The 14,875-nt window shown below is 61.6% G+C and carries 14 protein-coding genes and 1 pseudogene; 6 read left to right on the top strand and 9 right to left on the bottom strand.

The window, feature by feature from the left end; translation table 11 throughout:
* The first annotated feature begins 49 nt into the window (after window positions 1-49).
* From AAFO92_RS10975 to AAFO92_RS10965, 3 genes are all read left to right on the top strand, one after another.
* Window positions 50-406 carry a hypothetical protein gene (locus AAFO92_RS10975; protein WP_347534982.1) on the top strand — a complete coding sequence of 119 codons (357 nt, stop codon included), beginning with the start codon at window positions 50-52 and terminating at the stop codon, window positions 404-406.
* A 92-nt stretch (window positions 407-498) separates the two neighbouring features.
* Window positions 499-984, top strand: coding sequence for a copper chaperone PCu(A)C (locus AAFO92_RS10970; protein ID WP_347534980.1), 486 nt, complete (start codon window positions 499-501; stop codon window positions 982-984).
* 193 nt (window positions 985-1,177) lie between these two features.
* Window positions 1,178-2,455, top strand: coding sequence for a 4-aminobutyrate--2-oxoglutarate transaminase (locus AAFO92_RS10965; RefSeq protein ID WP_347534978.1), 1,278 nt, complete (start codon window positions 1,178-1,180; stop codon window positions 2,453-2,455).
* A gap of 71 nt (window positions 2,456-2,526) precedes the next feature.
* Here the strand turns inward: AAFO92_RS10965 and AAFO92_RS10960 are convergent, their stop codons facing one another.
* The 8 genes and pseudogenes from AAFO92_RS10960 to AAFO92_RS10925 form a co-directional block, all read right to left on the bottom strand.
* Window positions 2,527-2,958, bottom strand: a complete 432-nt coding sequence (locus AAFO92_RS10960; protein WP_347534976.1) for a hypothetical protein — start codon at window positions 2,956-2,958, stop codon at window positions 2,527-2,529.
* Between the two features lie 143 nt (window positions 2,959-3,101).
* Entirely contained in the window at window positions 3,102-3,797 is a 696-nt protein-coding gene (gene phoB / locus AAFO92_RS10955) for a phosphate regulon transcriptional regulator PhoB (protein ID WP_347534974.1), read from the bottom strand.
* 68 nt (window positions 3,798-3,865) lie between these two features.
* Entirely contained in the window at window positions 3,866-4,540 is a 675-nt protein-coding gene (gene phoU / locus AAFO92_RS10950) for a phosphate signaling complex protein PhoU (RefSeq protein ID WP_347534972.1), read from the bottom strand.
* Window positions 4,541-4,550: 10 nt separating this feature from the next.
* Entirely contained in the window at window positions 4,551-5,312 is a 762-nt protein-coding gene (gene pstB / locus AAFO92_RS10945) for a phosphate ABC transporter ATP-binding protein PstB (RefSeq protein ID WP_347535661.1), read from the bottom strand.
* Between the two features lie 92 nt (window positions 5,313-5,404).
* Window positions 5,405-6,664, bottom strand: a complete 1,260-nt coding sequence (gene pstA / locus AAFO92_RS10940; RefSeq protein WP_347534970.1) for a phosphate ABC transporter permease PstA — start codon at window positions 6,662-6,664, stop codon at window positions 5,405-5,407.
* Window positions 6,657-7,547: pseudogene (gene pstC / locus AAFO92_RS10935) on the bottom strand (phosphate ABC transporter permease subunit PstC); the annotation flags it as partial. The gene pstA and the pseudogene pstC, both read right to left, overlap by 8 nt.
* A gap of 135 nt (window positions 7,548-7,682) precedes the next feature.
* Window positions 7,683-8,720 (bottom strand): substrate-binding domain-containing protein, encoded by a 1,038-nt coding sequence (locus AAFO92_RS10930; RefSeq protein WP_347534968.1) that lies wholly within the window; start codon window positions 8,718-8,720, stop codon window positions 7,683-7,685.
* A 103-nt stretch (window positions 8,721-8,823) separates the two neighbouring features.
* A complete protein-coding gene (locus AAFO92_RS10925; RefSeq protein ID WP_347534966.1) occupies window positions 8,824-9,882 on the bottom strand; it encodes an ATP-binding protein in 1,059 nt (352 codons plus the stop codon).
* Window positions 9,883-10,043: 161 nt separating this feature from the next.
* Here AAFO92_RS10925 and AAFO92_RS10920 point away from each other — a divergent pair, with 161 nt between their 5' ends.
* On the top strand, window positions 10,044-10,844 hold the full coding sequence (locus tag AAFO92_RS10920) for a DeoR/GlpR family DNA-binding transcription regulator (RefSeq protein WP_347534964.1): 801 nt from the start codon (window positions 10,044-10,046) through the stop codon (window positions 10,842-10,844).
* A gap of 46 nt (window positions 10,845-10,890) precedes the next feature.
* A complete protein-coding gene (locus AAFO92_RS10915) occupies window positions 10,891-12,564 on the top strand; it encodes a Na/Pi cotransporter family protein (RefSeq protein WP_347534962.1) in 1,674 nt (557 codons plus the stop codon).
* A gap of 2 nt (window positions 12,565-12,566) precedes the next feature.
* On the opposite strand, the gene AAFO92_RS10910 is transcribed toward AAFO92_RS10915, so the two are convergent.
* Window positions 12,567-13,433: a LysR substrate-binding domain-containing protein gene (locus AAFO92_RS10910; protein ID WP_347534960.1), complete on the bottom strand. Its 867-nt coding sequence runs from the start codon at window positions 13,431-13,433 to the stop codon at window positions 12,567-12,569.
* 117 nt (window positions 13,434-13,550) lie between these two features.
* Here AAFO92_RS10910 and AAFO92_RS10905 point away from each other — a divergent pair, with 117 nt between their 5' ends.
* Window positions 13,551-14,738 carry a 2-aminoethylphosphonate--pyruvate transaminase gene (locus AAFO92_RS10905; protein WP_347534958.1) on the top strand — a complete coding sequence of 396 codons (1,188 nt, stop codon included), beginning with the start codon at window positions 13,551-13,553 and terminating at the stop codon, window positions 14,736-14,738.
* The last annotated feature ends 137 nt before the right edge of the window (window positions 14,739-14,875 follow it).

The following is a 14,875-nucleotide window of genomic DNA, read 5'->3' as shown; positions in this document are numbered from 1 at the left end:
ACTGGTTTCGCGGCTTTCCACTGCCGGGGCGATCCGCTAAGGAAAGCGCATGAACGCGATGGTCGCCAGATACGTTTTTCTTGGTTTGCTATGCCTAGGCATCCTCCTGCCTCAGGGCTCGGCCCTGCTGGCCGCGGCGGGGCTGGCGGATGGCCGGGTGCTGGTGATCTGCACCGGCGACGGTTTGCGGACCATCCGCATCAGCGACGAGGGCGAGCCTGTCGAGATATCGCAGGAGGCAGAGCTTTGTGCGCTGGTGGACACCACCGATACATCCGCCATGTCCCGACTGCCCGGCAGCGCGCCACATCTGCTTTACGCCACGGCGCCCGCGTTGCCACACCCGCCGGAAGCGTTTGTTTTTGCAAGGTTTCTGCCCCGGTCCAGGGCGCCTCCCGTCTCGTGATACCCGCCGTCATCGGCGGGCATTTTTCAACACTGACATCACCGCCTCCGCATATTCGACGGGGCGGGAGCTGAAAATTCAGGAGACATATCATGAAACTCACCCCTGTTATGGTGGCGCTTGCCCTTGGTCTGCCCACGCTTGCCACGGCCCATGACTTCAAGCTGGCAGATCTGGAAATCCAGCATCCGGTGGCCTTCGAAACCCCGGTCGCGGCCAAATCCGGCGCCGGGTACCTGACGGTCGTCAATCACGGCGAGACCGATGATAACCTGTTGGAAATCCGCGCCGATTTCCCCAGGGTCATGCTGCATCTGTCAGAGGAAAAAGACGGGATCGCCACGATGACTCATGTCGACAGCATCACCATCCCGGCCGGACAATCCGTCGAACTGGCGCCGGGCGGCTATCACGTGATGTTCATGGGGCTGGGCGGCGACCCGTTCGAGTCCGGTGAGAAAATCAAGGCAACGCTGGTCTTTGAGAAGGCGGGCGAGCTGGACGTTGTTTTCACGGTCGAGCCTCGGTCGGACGCGGCGACACAGGCCGGTCATTCGGGCCATTCCGACAGCAACTGACCGCGACGCCGGACGCCGGCCAGACCGCTGGTCCTCCAACCGGTCTGGCCTTCGGCCGTTTTGCCATTGCAATTTGATCAAATTATTCACCGACCCCCCGGAATCCGGTTGTTTCGTCCGGCAGCTTTGATAAACGATTGTCTATCCGGTGTGCCGCCCGGCCGGGCGGCCCGGACAAGATGAGGATTTTACCATGCTGAATACGGAAATGAGCAGCCGGCGTGATACGGCGATTGCCCGTGGTGTCGGGATGATGACGCAGGTTTATGCCGAGAAGGCCCGCAATGCCGAGGTCTGGGATGTCGAAGGCAACCGCTATATCGACTTTGCCGCCGGTATCGCCGTGGTCAATACCGGCCATTGCCACCCCAAGGTGATGGCCGCGGTGGAAAAACAGCTGCAGTCTTTCACCCATACCTGCCACCAGGTCATGCCCTATGCCAACTATATCCAGCTGGCCGAGCGGCTGAATGATCTGGTGCCGGGCGATTTCGAGAAAAAGACGATCTTCGTCACCACCGGTGCCGAGGCGGTCGAAAACGCGATCAAGGTTGCCCGCGCGGCGACGGGTCGTCCGGCGATCATCGCCTTTGGCGGCGGCTTTCATGGCCGTACCTTCATGGGGATGAGCCTGACCGGCAAGGTCGTGCCCTACAAGAAAGGCTTTGGCGCGATGATGCCCGATGTCTATCACGTGCCTTTCCCGGTCGAACTGCATGGCAGCAGCCCTAAGGATGCGATGGACGCGCTGACCGGCCTGTTCAAGGCCGATCTCGATCCCGGCCGGGTGGCCGCGATCATCATCGAGCCGGTGCAGGGCGAGGGCGGGTTCTATCCGGCGCCGGCCGAGCTGATGCGCGGCATCCGGGCGCTTTGTGACGAACATGGCATCGTCATGATCGCTGACGAGGTGCAGACCGGTTTTGCCCGCACAGGCCACATGTTCGCGATGGAAGGCTACGACGTGGCCGCCGACATCACGACGATGGCCAAGGGGCTGGCGGGCGGCCTGCCGCTGGCTGCGGTGACCGGCCGGGCCGATCTGATGGATGCCGCCGATCCGGGCGGGCTGGGCGGCACCTATGCGGGCAATCCGCTGGGGGTGGCCGCCTCCCACGCGGTGCTGGACGTGATCGAAGAGGAAGACCTCTGTGCGCGTGCCAACGAACTGGGCTCGCGCATGAAACAGCGTCTGGAAGCAATCCGTGAGAACACGCCGCAACTGGTCGACATCCGCGGACCCGGCTTCATGGTAGCCGCCGAGTTCAATACCGCGGATGGCAGCGCCCCGGATGCGGATTTCGCCAACCGCGTTCGGGCCGAGGCGCTGAGCCGCAACCTGGTGCTGCTGACCTGTGGTGTGCATGGCAACGTCGTGCGTTTCCTGGCGCCGATCACGATCCAGGACGAGGTGTTTGCCGAAGGTCTGGATATCCTCGAAGCGTCGATCGAGGCCGCCAAGGCCGCGTGAACGCCTGGCGATCGACTACGGAACGGCGCCGGATCTTTCCGGCGCTGTTTTGCCGCCACGCCTGCGCCCGCCTAACCGGACAGGGCCTTGGCATGGGCGGGTTGATCCTCGATCGCGTACATGCTGTCCGAGATGATCCAGTTTTCGCCGATCTTGCGCAGCACTGACATCACTGGATAGGGCTTCTGGACCAGTCTTGCGCCGCTGACCACGCGGGACATATGCGTTGCGACGATTGTGTCGTCGTCTCGAAATTCGGCCTCGACGCAGTGCCGGGCCAGTTCGGTGACGTTCTTCTGTCTGAAATACGCGGTAACGCCGTCAAACACCTTTTTCAGATCATCGACGGTTTCAACCGTCCGGCGTCCCTGAAATGTCTCTATCACATGCGGCAGCACGAAGCATGATGCAAACAGGTCGAAATCACCGCTCATCAAAGCCTTGCCTGTCCGATCCAGCAGATATTCGGACACGTCTTTGGCCGTGGTGAAATCGGGTGTCATCCAGTCATTGCAAGCAGCTGTAATTCCTACAACTGTCGCGCAACTGGTGGTCATTCACAACAATGACAGCCTATGCGGGATCGCCCGCGGGGGAATGCCCGGAAATATCAACCTGTGGTAGCAGATTTCGCGGTCTGGCCGGCTCAGTCTGTCGAGAGCGCGTAGCCAAATCCGCGGATCGTGCGGATCAGGCCCTTGCCTCCGGCGCCATCCAGAACCCGCCGCAAACGCCCCACATGCACGTCAACCGTGCGCGTATCGACATCCGCCGTAATGCCCCAGACCATGTCCAGCAACTGATCGCGCGAGAACACCCGCCCGGGGCTTTGCATCAGCGTGATCAAAAGCCGGAATTCGGTCGGGCTGAGTGTGACATCCTTGGCGCCGACAGTGACCCTGTGCTTCTCCAGGTCGATCTCGATCTTGCCGCTGGCCAGTTTGCTGTCGGCCACGCGCGCGGCGGGCCGGCGCAGCGCAGCGCGGACACGGGCGATCAGTTCCTTGACCGAATAGGGCTTGGTCACATAGTCATCCGCGCCCACATCCAGGCCACGCACCTTGTCGCGCTCTTCCGAGCGGGCGGTCAGCATGATGATCGGCACTTCGCGCGTGGCCTTGTCGCGCCGCAGCTGCCGGCAAACCTCGATCCCCGAGAGATTGGGCAGCATCCAATCCAGCAAAATGAGGTCCGGCGGGTCCTCTCTTGCCGCGTCCACGCCCTCTTCCCCGTCCATGGCGACACGGACGTCAAACCCCTGTTTCGTCAGGTTGTAGCGCAGGAGTTCAACCTGCGAAGGCTCATCTTCGATGAGCAGGAGGCGGGGATTGGAAAGGTTCAAGCGTCGCGTCCGTGGGGTGGCGTTGTCCGGTTCCTTACTAACGAGATCAAAGCGCATCGGCAAACCTGTCAGTCCGCAGCTTTCAGATCGATGCCGGTGACGATCTGGTGCACGTGGCGGGCGATATTGACGATGTGATCGCCGACGCGCTCGAAACCACGGGCCAGCAGAACGAGGTGAAACTGTACCTCGCCGTCCTTATGTGACCCCGAGATCGTCTCGACCTGCATCTCGAAAATGGCCTTGTTCATCTGGTCGATTTCCCGGTCGCGGTCGCGGATCTCCGCGGCAAGCTCGATATCGCCGTTTTCATAGGCGCGCAGGACGTCGTTGAGCATCTCCTGGAGCTTTTCGCTCATGTCCTGAAGCACGGCCCGCGCCGGCCCGCCAGTGTCGGACTGGGCCAGCTGGCCCGCGCGTTTGGCCGTCGATTTGGCATGGTCGCCGATGCGTTCCAGCTCGTGGGCGATATTGATCGGCAGCAGCACCTGCCGCAGATCCAGCGCCATCGGCTGACGCAGGGCGATCAGCCGTTCCGACCGGCTATAGATGTCCTGGTAGAGACCATTGATCGTCCGGTCGAATGCGACCAGACGTTCCACGTCGCCGGCGTCGAAATTCTCGAGCGCCTCGGTAGCTTCGCTGAGCTGGTCACGCACCTGGCGGCCCATTTCAAGGATCCGGCGTTCGAGTTTTCTCAGATCCTTGTCGTAGCGCGACATGATATGTGGGGTAGCTTCCATGATTGCGATCCTAGCCAATACGTCCGGTGATGTAATTCTGGGTCTGTTCTTCGCGCGGGTTGGTGAAGACGTCCTTGGTGTCGCCGACCTCGATCAGTTTTCCCAGGTGGAAAAACGCCGTGCGCTGCGAGATCCGCGCGGCCTGCTGCATCGAGTGGGTGACGATGACGATGGTGTAATCCTTGCGCAGGCTGTCAATCAGGTCTTCGACCTTGGCGGTCGCGATCGGATCGAGCGCCGAGCAGGGTTCGTCCATCAGGATAACCTTGGGGGCCACCGCGACGGTCCGGGCGATGCAAAGACGCTGCTGCTGACCGCCCGACAGGCTGTTGCCCGGCTGATCCAGGCGATCGGCGACCTCGTCCCAGAGCCCCGCGCTTTTCAGGCTCCATTCCACCCGGTCCGCCATCTCGGATTTCGAGCTTGAAAGCCCGTGGATCTTGAGGCCGTAGGCAACGTTCTCGAAAATCGACTTGGGGAAAGGGTTGGGTTTCTGGAACACCATCCCGACCTGTGCCCGCAGCGCGACGACGTCGACGGCCGGGTCATAGACCTCTTGCCCAGCGATCGACAGGCTGCCGTCGAAACGGCAGATCGGGATCAGGTCATTCATGCGGTTGATCGCCCGCAGGAAGGTGGATTTGCCGCAGCCCGACGGGCCGATCAGCGCCGTGACGCGATTGGCCTCGATATCGAGGTTGATGTCGAAAAGGGCCTGCTTCTCACCGTAGAAGACTTTGGCATCCCGTGCCTGGATGAAGGGTTTTTCCATTGTCTGGGCCTCTTCTTGCGGACCTGGCGCGGCGGGCTTGTTCGCGGTAGCGTCCGGCGCTTTCGGAGCGTTGACTACAGTCTGATCCATTTTCAGAACCTCGTTTCAAGTTTGCGACGCAGCAGGATCGCGATCAAGTTCATGATGATGAGAAAGGTCAGCAGGATAATGATCGCCGCTGCGGTTTTCTCGGTAAAGGCGCGTTCCGGCGCATCCGCCCAGAGGAAGATCTGAACCGGCAGCGCGGTGGCGGGTTCCAGCACCGAGGTGGGCACGTCGACGATGAAGGCCACCATGCCGATCATCAGAAGCGGCGCGGTTTCTCCAAGCGCCTGCGCCATGCCGACGATGGCACCGGTCAGCATGCCGGGCATCGCGACCGGCAGCACATGGTGGAACACCGCCTGGACCGGCGTCGCGCCCAGGGCCAGGGCGGCCTCCTTGAACGATGGCGGGACAGAACGCAGCGCCGCGCGCGAGGCGATGATGATGGTGGGCAGTGTCATCAGCGCCAGCACCATACCCCCGACCAGCGGGGTCGAGCGCGGCAATCCCATGTACCCCAGGAAGATGGACAGCCCCAGCAGGCCGAACACGATGGACGGCACCGCCGCGAGGTTGTTGATATTCACCTCGATCAGGTCGGACATGCGGTTTTTCGGTGCGAATTCCTCAAGATAGATCGCGGCACCGATCCCGAGCGGGAAAGACAGGAGGAAGCAGACCAGAAGCGTCAGCGCCGATCCCGCCAGCGAGCTGAGAATGCCGGCGATCTCGGGTTCGCGGCTGTCGCCATTGACGAAGAAGCCGCGGTTGAAGGATTCGCGCGCCTTGCCCTGTTCGATCATCGTGTCGAGCATCGCGATCTCGGCATCGGAAATCCGGCGCTGTTTCTCGGGCAAGTCGGTATCGACCTGGCCGCTGATGTACAGGTCGGCATCATCCGAGGCGGTAACCCACAGGGTCTGTTCCTCCCCCAGCAGCGTGGGATCGTTGCTTACCTGGCGCTCGATCTCAAATGCCGCTTCCGAGCTGACAAGGCCATAGAGAAGCTTCTTGTCGCTGCGCTTTTCGACTTCGGGGAAGGCATCGCGCAGCCCCTTCTTGACGATGCTGTTGAAGCTCGCGCCGCCGATATCCTCGGGATCAACCTCGTCCGGCCCCAGGTCAACCGTCACGGCGATCTGCGATTGCCAGACGACCCCCAAACCGTTGCTGATGATCGATGCGAACAAGGTGACAAGAAAGGCCAGGGATATGATGATCGCACCACGCCCGGCCCATTGGAAACGGGTTTCGGCCCTCTGGCGGCGGCGCAGGCCGAAGCCTGCCTGTTGTGTGAAGTTAATCATATTGTTCCCGGTACTTCTTGACGATCCTGAGGGCGATGACGTTCATGATCAGCGTCAGAACAAAGAGCAGCAGACCAAGCGCGAATGCCGACAATGTCTTGGCGCTGTCGAATTCCTGGTCGCCGGTCAGCAGGGCGACGATCTGGACGGTGATGGTGGTCACCGCCTCGAACGGGTTGAGGGTCAGCTGCGCGGCAAGCCCGGCGGCCATCAGCACGATCATCGTTTCGCCGATGGCGCGCGACGTGGCCAGCAGCAGCGAACCTGCGATGCCGGGCAGGGCGGCGGGCATGATAACTTTGCGGATGGTCTCGGAATGGGTGGCGCCCATGCCAAGCGATGCGTCGCGTAGCGATTGCGGTACGGCGTTGATCACATCGTCCGACAGCGACGAGATCAGCGGCACGATCATGATGCCCATCACGATCCCGGCGGCCAGGGCGCTTTCCGACGCGACCTCGAGCCCGAACTGGCCTCCGGTCATGCGGATGAAGGGCGCGACGGTCAGCGCGGCGAAAAAGCCGTAAACCACGGTGGGGATACCGGCCAGGATCTCGAGGCCCGGCTTGACCCAGTCGCGGGCGCGCTTGCTGGCGTATTCCGAAAGGTAGATGGCCGATGTCAGCCCCAGCGGCGTGGCGACGGCCATGGCAATGGCGCTGATAAGCAGCGTGCCGTTGATAAGCGGGAGAACCCCAAAACTTCCCTCGGCGCCCACCTGGTCCGCGCGGATCGCGGTCTGGGGGCTCCATTCCAGGCCGAAAAGGAAATTTCTCAGCGGAACTTTTTCAAGGAAAAGAAGGGTTTCGAAAACCAGGGACAACACGATGCCAAGCGTTACCAGAATAGCCACACCGGCGGCGGCGGCCATGATCCCGATGATGATGTTGTCGCGCCAGCGTGGCCGGTCCGACCGGGTGATGATCAACGTCCCGTCAGGCATGGGCATGCTCTCTTTTGGATATTTGGCAGCGGTGTTCCGGCCCGGAAAATCCATCCGGGCCGGAAGCAGGAAGTCTTACATGCTGAGCGGCGACAGCGACTTGACCTTGTCGGCCCATTCCTGACGCTCTTCTTCGCCAAGCGGGATCAGGCCCTTGTCAGTCAGGTAGCCTTCGTCGCCCCAGGCGTCTTCCGAGGTGAATTCAGCCAGGAATTCCTCGATGCCCGGCACCTGGCCGATGTGATCTTTCTTGACGTAGAAGTAAAGCGAACGGGCGATCGGATAATCGCCGGCAGCGATCAGTTCGAACTCGGGCGCAACGCCGTCGATGATCGAGCCCTGAACCTTGTCGCTGTTCTGCTCGAGGAAGCTGAAGCCGAAGACACCGAAGGCGTCGGGATTGGCTTCGAGTTTCTGAACGATCAGGTTGTCGTTTTCGCCGGCTTCGATATAGGCGCCGTCTTCACGAACGGTGTGGCACAGCGCCTTGTAGGCGTTCTTGTCTTCCTTCTTCAGGGCTTTGATCCAGTCGAAGGTCTTGCAGCCGCCTTCCAGGGCCAGCTCGGCAAAGGCGTCGCGGGTTCCCGATGTCGGGGGCGGTCCCAGAACCTCGATCTTCACCGCCGGCAGGTCGGGGTTGATCTCGTTCCACATGGTGTAGGGGTTGGGCTGGGTTTCGCCTTCGCCGTTGGGAACGTCCTTGGCAAGCGCCAGGAAGACGTCTTGCAGGGTCATTTCAACATTCTCGCTGTTCAGCGAGTTGGCCATGACGATGCCGTCAAAGCCGATCTTGACTTCGACGATGTCCTTGACGCCGTTTTCGGCGCAAAGTTCGACTTCGGACGACTTGATGCGGCGCGAGGCGTTGGTGATATCGGGCGTGTCGATGCCGGCACCCGAGCAGAACAGTTTCAGACCGCCGCCCGAACCGGTGCTTTCAACGATCGGGGTGTTGAAATCGGTGGTTTTGCCGAATCGCTCGGCTACGGTGGTCGAGAACGGGAATACGGTTGACGAACCGACGATGTTGATCTGATCGCGCGCAATGGCAGGCGCGGCGATGGCAGCGGTCAACACGGTGGTGGCTGCAAGTGTTTTCAGGCGAACAGACATGATGTCTCCTTAACGTGTCTCATAGGCCCCGGCTGGGACGGCGCCTGTGTGGGCGGCGCGTGAAACACGATTACGACGATTCTGTAACAGTTTGGTGACAGCGTTAAGTTTTCTGCAGTGCAGCGACGGGCAGGTATGCGGTGAATGTCGAACCCTTGCCAACGGTGCTTTCGATGGTCAGGACGCCGCGGTGGCGCACAAGGATGTGCTTGACGATCGCCAGCCCCAGCCCTGTTCCGCCGACATTGCGCGAGCGGCTCTTGTCCACGCGGTAAAACCGTTCGGTCAGACGCGGGATTTCATTGGCGGGGATGCCTTCGCCTTCGTCCCTGACGGAAACATGCACGGCCTCGGTGCCCAGGGGGTTGTCCTCGGGTGCCAGCCCGGCGGCCAGGGTGATCTTACCGGTTTCACGGCTGTAATTGATCGCGTTTTCAAGCAGGTTTATCAGCGCGCGTGCCAGATCGTCACGCTTGCCCCGGATCGAGGGCAGGGACGGTGCGACCTGACATTCAAGCGCCTTGCCGCGTTTCCGCGCGAGCGAGGCGACCGATTCGACCGCCTGGTCAATCACCTGGTTCAGATCCAGCGGATTCTTGGGGGCACGGCGTTCCTTGGCCTCGACCTTGGAGAGCGACAGGAGGTCCGAGACCAGGTTGGTCATCCGTGCAACCTCTTTTTCCATCAGCTCCAGAAACAGCTTGCGCGCCTCCGGGTCGTCGCTGGCATCTCCCTGAAGGGTCTCGACAAATCCCGAGATTGCCGTCAGCGGCGAGCGAATTTCATGTGACACGTTGGCAACAAAATCGCTGCGCATGGATTTGGCCACGCGCAGGGGGGTCTGATCTTCGAAGGTCACCACGAGGGTCGGCTCGGGGAAATCCGCGAGATCGGCAACCGTTGCCACCGACACCAGAAACTCTCGCTGGAAGGTCTCGTCGGTCACGATGGTGATCGAAGCAGAGCCACGGTTGGCCAGGGTCTCGCCCAGGAGCGTGTCAATATCGCAGTCGATATCGCCCAGCCTCTCCAGCCCGGCGCCTGTCTTGAGCTCGCTGAAACAGGCAAAGGCCGCCTTGTTCGCGATCGATATATGCAGATCGTTGTCCAGCACCATGACAGGTACTGAAATGCCGTCGATGACTTTTTGCAGGTTCTTCATCAGGGCCTCGGGGTTGGGCGTTCGGTGTCGGGCGTGAAGCTAGAAGCCATTTGCTTCAGGAGTGCAACAATTATCGGACAGGTAGCCACGACAAGAAATATGCCGTGGATATGGACAGTTGACCGTATTTGTGGTTTTTTGACCGTTTAAGAGAGTAATTCATGCAAAAACCCAACAAGCACACAAGCAATCACCGCGAGATGGAAGTTCTGGATGCACTGCGCCGTCTGGGCGGGTCGGCGCGCAACTCGAACATCGCCGAATTGCTGGGTGTGTCCGAGGAAACCGTGCGCCGCAGCACCAAGGCCCTGGCCAAGGCCGACCTTGTGCGCCGGGTCCACGGGGGCGCCTACCTGCCCGAGGCGCATGCGGGGGCGGGTGTGTTTTCGCGGCTCGGGCAGCGATCCGACGAAAAAGCCCGGATCGCGCGGGCCGCGGCACGGCTGATTCCGGACGGTGCCAGCGTGTTCCTGGATGTCGGATCGACGACCGCGTTCGTGGCCCATGCCCTGCGCAAGCATGAGAACCTCTTTGTCGTGTCCAACTCGTTGAACGTAGCGCAGTCGCTTGCCAAACGGCGCGGTAACCGCGTTTTTCTGGCGGGCGGAGAACTGCGCGAGACGGAATGGGGCACGTTCGGGCAGGAAACCGAGGCTTATGTACAGGGGTTCCGGTTCGATTTCGCCGTGTTCAGCGTGGACGGGATTGATCCGGTGACCGGGTTCCTGCTGTCGGCCCCAAGCGAAGCGGCCCTTGCCCGGACAGTCATTGCGCAGGCCTGTCACGCGATCGTGGTGGCCGATCACCAGAAATTCGGCCAGCCGGCCCCGCTGGTGATGTGTGATGGCGGGGATGTGGATACCGTTGTCACGGACAGGGCGCCGGGCAAGGAATTTTCGGCCAGTTTCGACGCCTGGCAGATCAATGTGGTGACGGTAGTGCCTGAGGCGGCGACATGCTGACGGCGCCGATCACACCTGTCCCGGTGACAGCAACAGGGGCCCTTGAATGACCATACTCTATTTCCTGGTGCAGCTGATGGGGGCAACGATGTTGCTTCTCTATGCCGTGCGCATGGTGCGGACCGGGATTGAACGGGCCTTCGGCGCATCGTTCCGCCGGGTCGTCACCACCGCCGGCTCGCCCGTAAGTTCGGCGGCGACCGGTCTGGTGCTGGCGGTGGTGCTGCAAAGTTCCGCCGCCGTGGGCCTGTTGGTCGCGGGGTTCTTCGGCACCGGCACCCTCGCCTTTCCGGCCGGGCTGGCCGTGGTGCTGGGGGCGGATCTGGGCTCGGCCCTGCTGATCCAGATCCTGTCGTTCAAACTGGAATGGCTGGTACCGTTCCTGCTGGCGCTGGGGGGCGGGTTCTTCATCAAGTCCGATGGCCGCAAGCTGAAACAGGCGGGCCGTATCATCCTGGGGGTCGCCTTCATCCTGATCTCGCTGCGGTTCCTGCGCGAAACCATGGACCCGATCCGCGACAGCGCCTTCCTGCCTTCCATCGCGGGTTATCTTGAACGCGATTTCGTCACCGCCTTCATCGTCGGCGCGGTGCTGGCCTGGGTGATGCATTCCAGCGTCGCGGTCATCCTGATGTGCGTGACACTGGTGGCGATTGATGCCATTCCGGTGGCGGCGGGCGTCTCGCTCGTGCTGGGGGCAAATCTTGGCAGCGCGATCATCCCGGTCTGGCTGACGCGCAACATGGGTCCGGTCGCGCGCCGCGTGCCGGTAGCCAATTTCGTGATCCGCGGAAGTGGGGCGATCGTGGCGCTCCTGGTGGTCAACCGGTTGCCGGTGCTGCCCTATCTGGCCTGGATGGGCGAGCAGCAGACCTTGATAAACGCGCATCTCGCGTTCAACGCCCTCCTGTTGTTGACCCTGCCGTTCTGCCGTCTGCTGGAGCGCCCGGTGCAGAGCTTCCTGCCCGCCGCCGACGTGCAGCAGGAGGATCTGCCGCAGCTGCACCGGTCGGTCCTGGACGAGGCGTCGCTCAAGAGCCCCAGCCTCGCGCTTGCGAACCTGAAACGGGAGGTTCTGCGCATGGCGCAGATCGTCGAGGGAATGGCCGCGCCGATCATGGATTTCTTCGGCACCTACGAAAAAAACCAGGCCAATGCCATCACCGCCCGCGATACGATCGTCAACGATGGCCTGGACGGTATCCGCCGGTTCGTGGCGGATTTTCCGGCCGATGCTGCCACCAAACAGGAAAAGAAACGTGCGCGCGAATTGACGGAATACGCCATCGCGCTGGAAACCGTGGGCGATCTGGTGGTCAAGCTGATCCTGCCGCTGGCCGAGGAAAAATCGCAGAAAGGCATTCAGTTTTCCAAGGCTGGACACCAGGAGCTGACCGACATTCACGAACGGATGATGGCCAACATGACCCTGGCGTCGAATGTCCTGATTTCGGACGATCTGGAAAGCGCACGCCTGCTGCTGGAAGAAAAGTCGGAAATGACGCGGCTTGAGCGGTCAAGCCGGAAGAAGCACCTGAAGCGGCTGACGGAAGGAACCCAGACCAGCTTCGATTCCAGCGATATTCATCTTGAGGTGGTGCGCGCCCTGCGCGAGATCAACAGCCATATCGCGTCTGTCAGCTATCCGATCCTCTATCGCGGTGGTCAGCTGCTTGAGACACGGCTGATCGAGACAATGTCGGAGAGTGACCAGGACTAGGCTCAGCCGGATCGCGCCCGGGCGAAGTCCATGAAAGCGCGGATCACCTTGACCTCGCGGCGCTGCGACAGGTGCAGGATGGATTCGCCCATGCGCAGATCCGTGTCCTTCAACGCGATCTGAACCAGCCTTTCGTCATGGCCGAACTCGGCCTGCGAGACAAACCCGACGCCGGCCCCCGAGGCCACGACCTCGCGCACCGCCTCACGTCCTTCGGCCTCGATTGCCGGGGTCAGGTACAGCCCCTGTTTCGCGGCCTCCTCCTCCAGCTTCTGCCGCGTCTTTGAACCGGTTTCGCGAAAGATCAGCGGCAGGTCCGCCAACTCGCGCAGGGTGATGCTGGACGTGCCCTTCGGCAACAGCCCTTTCGCCGCGAAGGCCACGATAGGCGTATCGCCCAGGCTGAGCGTGTCCATGTCGCGCCCCGGTGTCAGGCTGCCGGCAACGCCCACCTCGGCGTTGAAGGCGCGCAGCTCTTCAATCACCTCGTCCGAGTTTCCGGTGCGCAGCGATACCCTGACATTGGGATATCGCTGGCGGAAGGCGCTGAGGATGTCCGTCACGTGATGGGCGGAATCCGCAATGATGCGCAGCGACCCGTCCACGGCGGCGCGGGTTTCCGACATGTATTCGCCGATCTGCTCCTCGATCTCGAAATAATGCTTGGTCAGGCGAAACAGGCGTTCGCCGGCCCCGGTCAATTGGACCCGCTTGCGTTCGCGGTGAAACAGCAGCACGTCATGATCCTGCTCCAGCTTGCGCACCTGTTCCGAGATCGCGGGCTGGGTCAGGAACAGCGCTTCGGCCGCGCGCGAAAACCCGCCATGCAGGGCGACGTAGTGGAATGCTTTCAACTGGCTGTGGCGCATGAATGGGCCCTCGGAAAATGTATTGGTGCTGCTTATGGATCAATCGTTATTTGCAATTTCACATATGGAAAGAAATCCTGCAATGGTGAATGCAAGATGCCGATTAGGAGGCTGAAGATGACGACCCCCCGGACCGCAATCACCCCTCCCGAACTGGGCGAACCCTACCTGCTGACGCCGGGGCCGCTGACCACGTCCTATCCGGTAAAACAGGCGATGCTGCGTGACTGGGGCAGCTGGGATGATGATTTCCGCGCCATGACCCGCGAGATGCGATCCCGGCTGCTGGCCCTGCTTGGGCCGGGGGCAGAGGAATTCGACTGCGTGCCGATGCAGGGCAGCGGCTCTTTCGCGGTCGAGGCGATGCTGGGCAGCTTCGTCCCCCGCGACGGCAAGGCGCTGGTGCTGGCCAACGGCGCCTATGGGCAGCGTTCGGCGCTGACGATGAAATATCTTGGGCGCGACCATATCGTTCTGGACAAGGGCGATTACCTGCCGCCACGTGGCGACGAGGTGGCCCGAATTCTTGCCGATGATCCGGCGATCACCCATGTGGTGGCGATCCATTGCGAAACCAGTTCGGGCATCCTGAACCCGGTCGAGGAAATCTCCGAAGTCACCTATGCCGCGGGCCGCAAGCTGCTGGTCGATTCCATGTCGGCCTTCGGGGCGATCCCGCTGGAAGTGGCGCAGGTGCGCTACGAGGCGATGGTGAGTTCCGCCAACAAATGTATCGAGGGCGTGCCGGGCTTCGGCTTCGTCATTGCCCGCAAGTCCGAGCTGGCGGCGGCAAAAGGCAACAGCCATTCGCTCAGCCTGGATGTTCACGCCCAATGGGCGCATATGGAAAAGACCGGCCAGTGGCGTTTCACCCCGCCGACCCATGTGGTCGCGGCCTTTCTCGAGGCGCTGAAGGCGCACGAGGCCGAGGGGGGTGTCGCCGGGCGGGGCGCGCGCTATGCGCAGAACCGCGATGTGATGGTAAGCGGCATGCGCGATCTGGGCTTCGAGACATTGCTCAGGGATCGCTGGCTGAGCCCGATCATCGTGACCTTCTTCTGCCCGGCCGCGGCCGGTTTCGAATTCTCGAAATTCTACGAACTGATGAAGGCCAGGGGGTTCATCATCTATCCCGGCAAGCTGACCGTGGTGGACAGTTTCCGCATCGGCTGTATCGGGCAGATGGACGAAAACGTGATGCGGCAGGTCGTGGCCGCCGCCGCCGAAACCCTTTCGGAAATGGGGGTCAACGATGCTGCGCCGCCGCAGGCGGCACTGGATGAACGCGCCAAACTGGCTGCTTGAGAAAGAGGAACGGGAATGAACATACAGAAGCCGATATTTGCGAATGATCGGGTGTATCCGGTGCCGAAGGTTTGTGCGGTTGCGATATGTCTGGACGGGTGTGAGCCGGCGTATCTGGAGGTTGCGATTGCGGAGGG

Origin of the sequence: Roseovarius sp. CAU 1744, from assembly GCF_039839345.1 — a bacterium.
In the GTDB taxonomy this organism is placed as follows: Bacteria; Pseudomonadota; Alphaproteobacteria; order Rhodobacterales; family Rhodobacteraceae; genus Roseovarius.
Note: the sequence above shows the minus strand (reverse complement) of the source record. Positions and strands in the feature narration are given on the sequence as shown.

Coding starts and splice junctions, on each gene's coding strand:
- AAFO92_RS10920 (WP_347534964.1), top strand. CDS start 10,044: ATGCAAAAACCCAACAAGCACACAAGCAATCACCGCGAGATGGAAGTT.
- AAFO92_RS10915 (WP_347534962.1), top strand. CDS start 10,891: ATGACCATACTCTATTTCCTGGTGCAGCTGATGGGGGCAACGATGTTG.
- phoU (WP_347534972.1), bottom strand. CDS start 4,540: ATGGAAGCTACCCCACATATCATGTCGCGCTACGACAAGGATCTGAGA.
- AAFO92_RS10965 (WP_347534978.1), top strand. CDS start 1,178: ATGCTGAATACGGAAATGAGCAGCCGGCGTGATACGGCGATTGCCCGT.
- AAFO92_RS10930 (WP_347534968.1), bottom strand. CDS start 8,720: ATGTCTGTTCGCCTGAAAACACTTGCAGCCACCACCGTGTTGACCGCT.
- AAFO92_RS10925 (WP_347534966.1), bottom strand. CDS start 9,882: ATGAAGAACCTGCAAAAAGTCATCGACGGCATTTCAGTACCTGTCATG.
- AAFO92_RS10905 (WP_347534958.1), top strand. CDS start 13,551: ATGACGACCCCCCGGACCGCAATCACCCCTCCCGAACTGGGCGAACCC.
- pstB (WP_347535661.1), bottom strand. CDS start 5,312: ATGGAAAAACCCTTCATCCAGGCACGGGATGCCAAAGTCTTCTACGGT.
- pstA (WP_347534970.1), bottom strand. CDS start 6,664: ATGATTAACTTCACACAACAGGCAGGCTTCGGCCTGCGCCGCCGCCAG.
- AAFO92_RS10910 (WP_347534960.1), bottom strand. CDS start 13,433: ATGCGCCACAGCCAGTTGAAAGCATTCCACTACGTCGCCCTGCATGGC.
- AAFO92_RS10975 (WP_347534982.1), top strand. CDS start 50: ATGAACGCGATGGTCGCCAGATACGTTTTTCTTGGTTTGCTATGCCTA.
- AAFO92_RS10960 (WP_347534976.1), bottom strand. CDS start 2,958: ATGACACCCGATTTCACCACGGCCAAAGACGTGTCCGAATATCTGCTG.
- AAFO92_RS10970 (WP_347534980.1), top strand. CDS start 499: ATGAAACTCACCCCTGTTATGGTGGCGCTTGCCCTTGGTCTGCCCACG.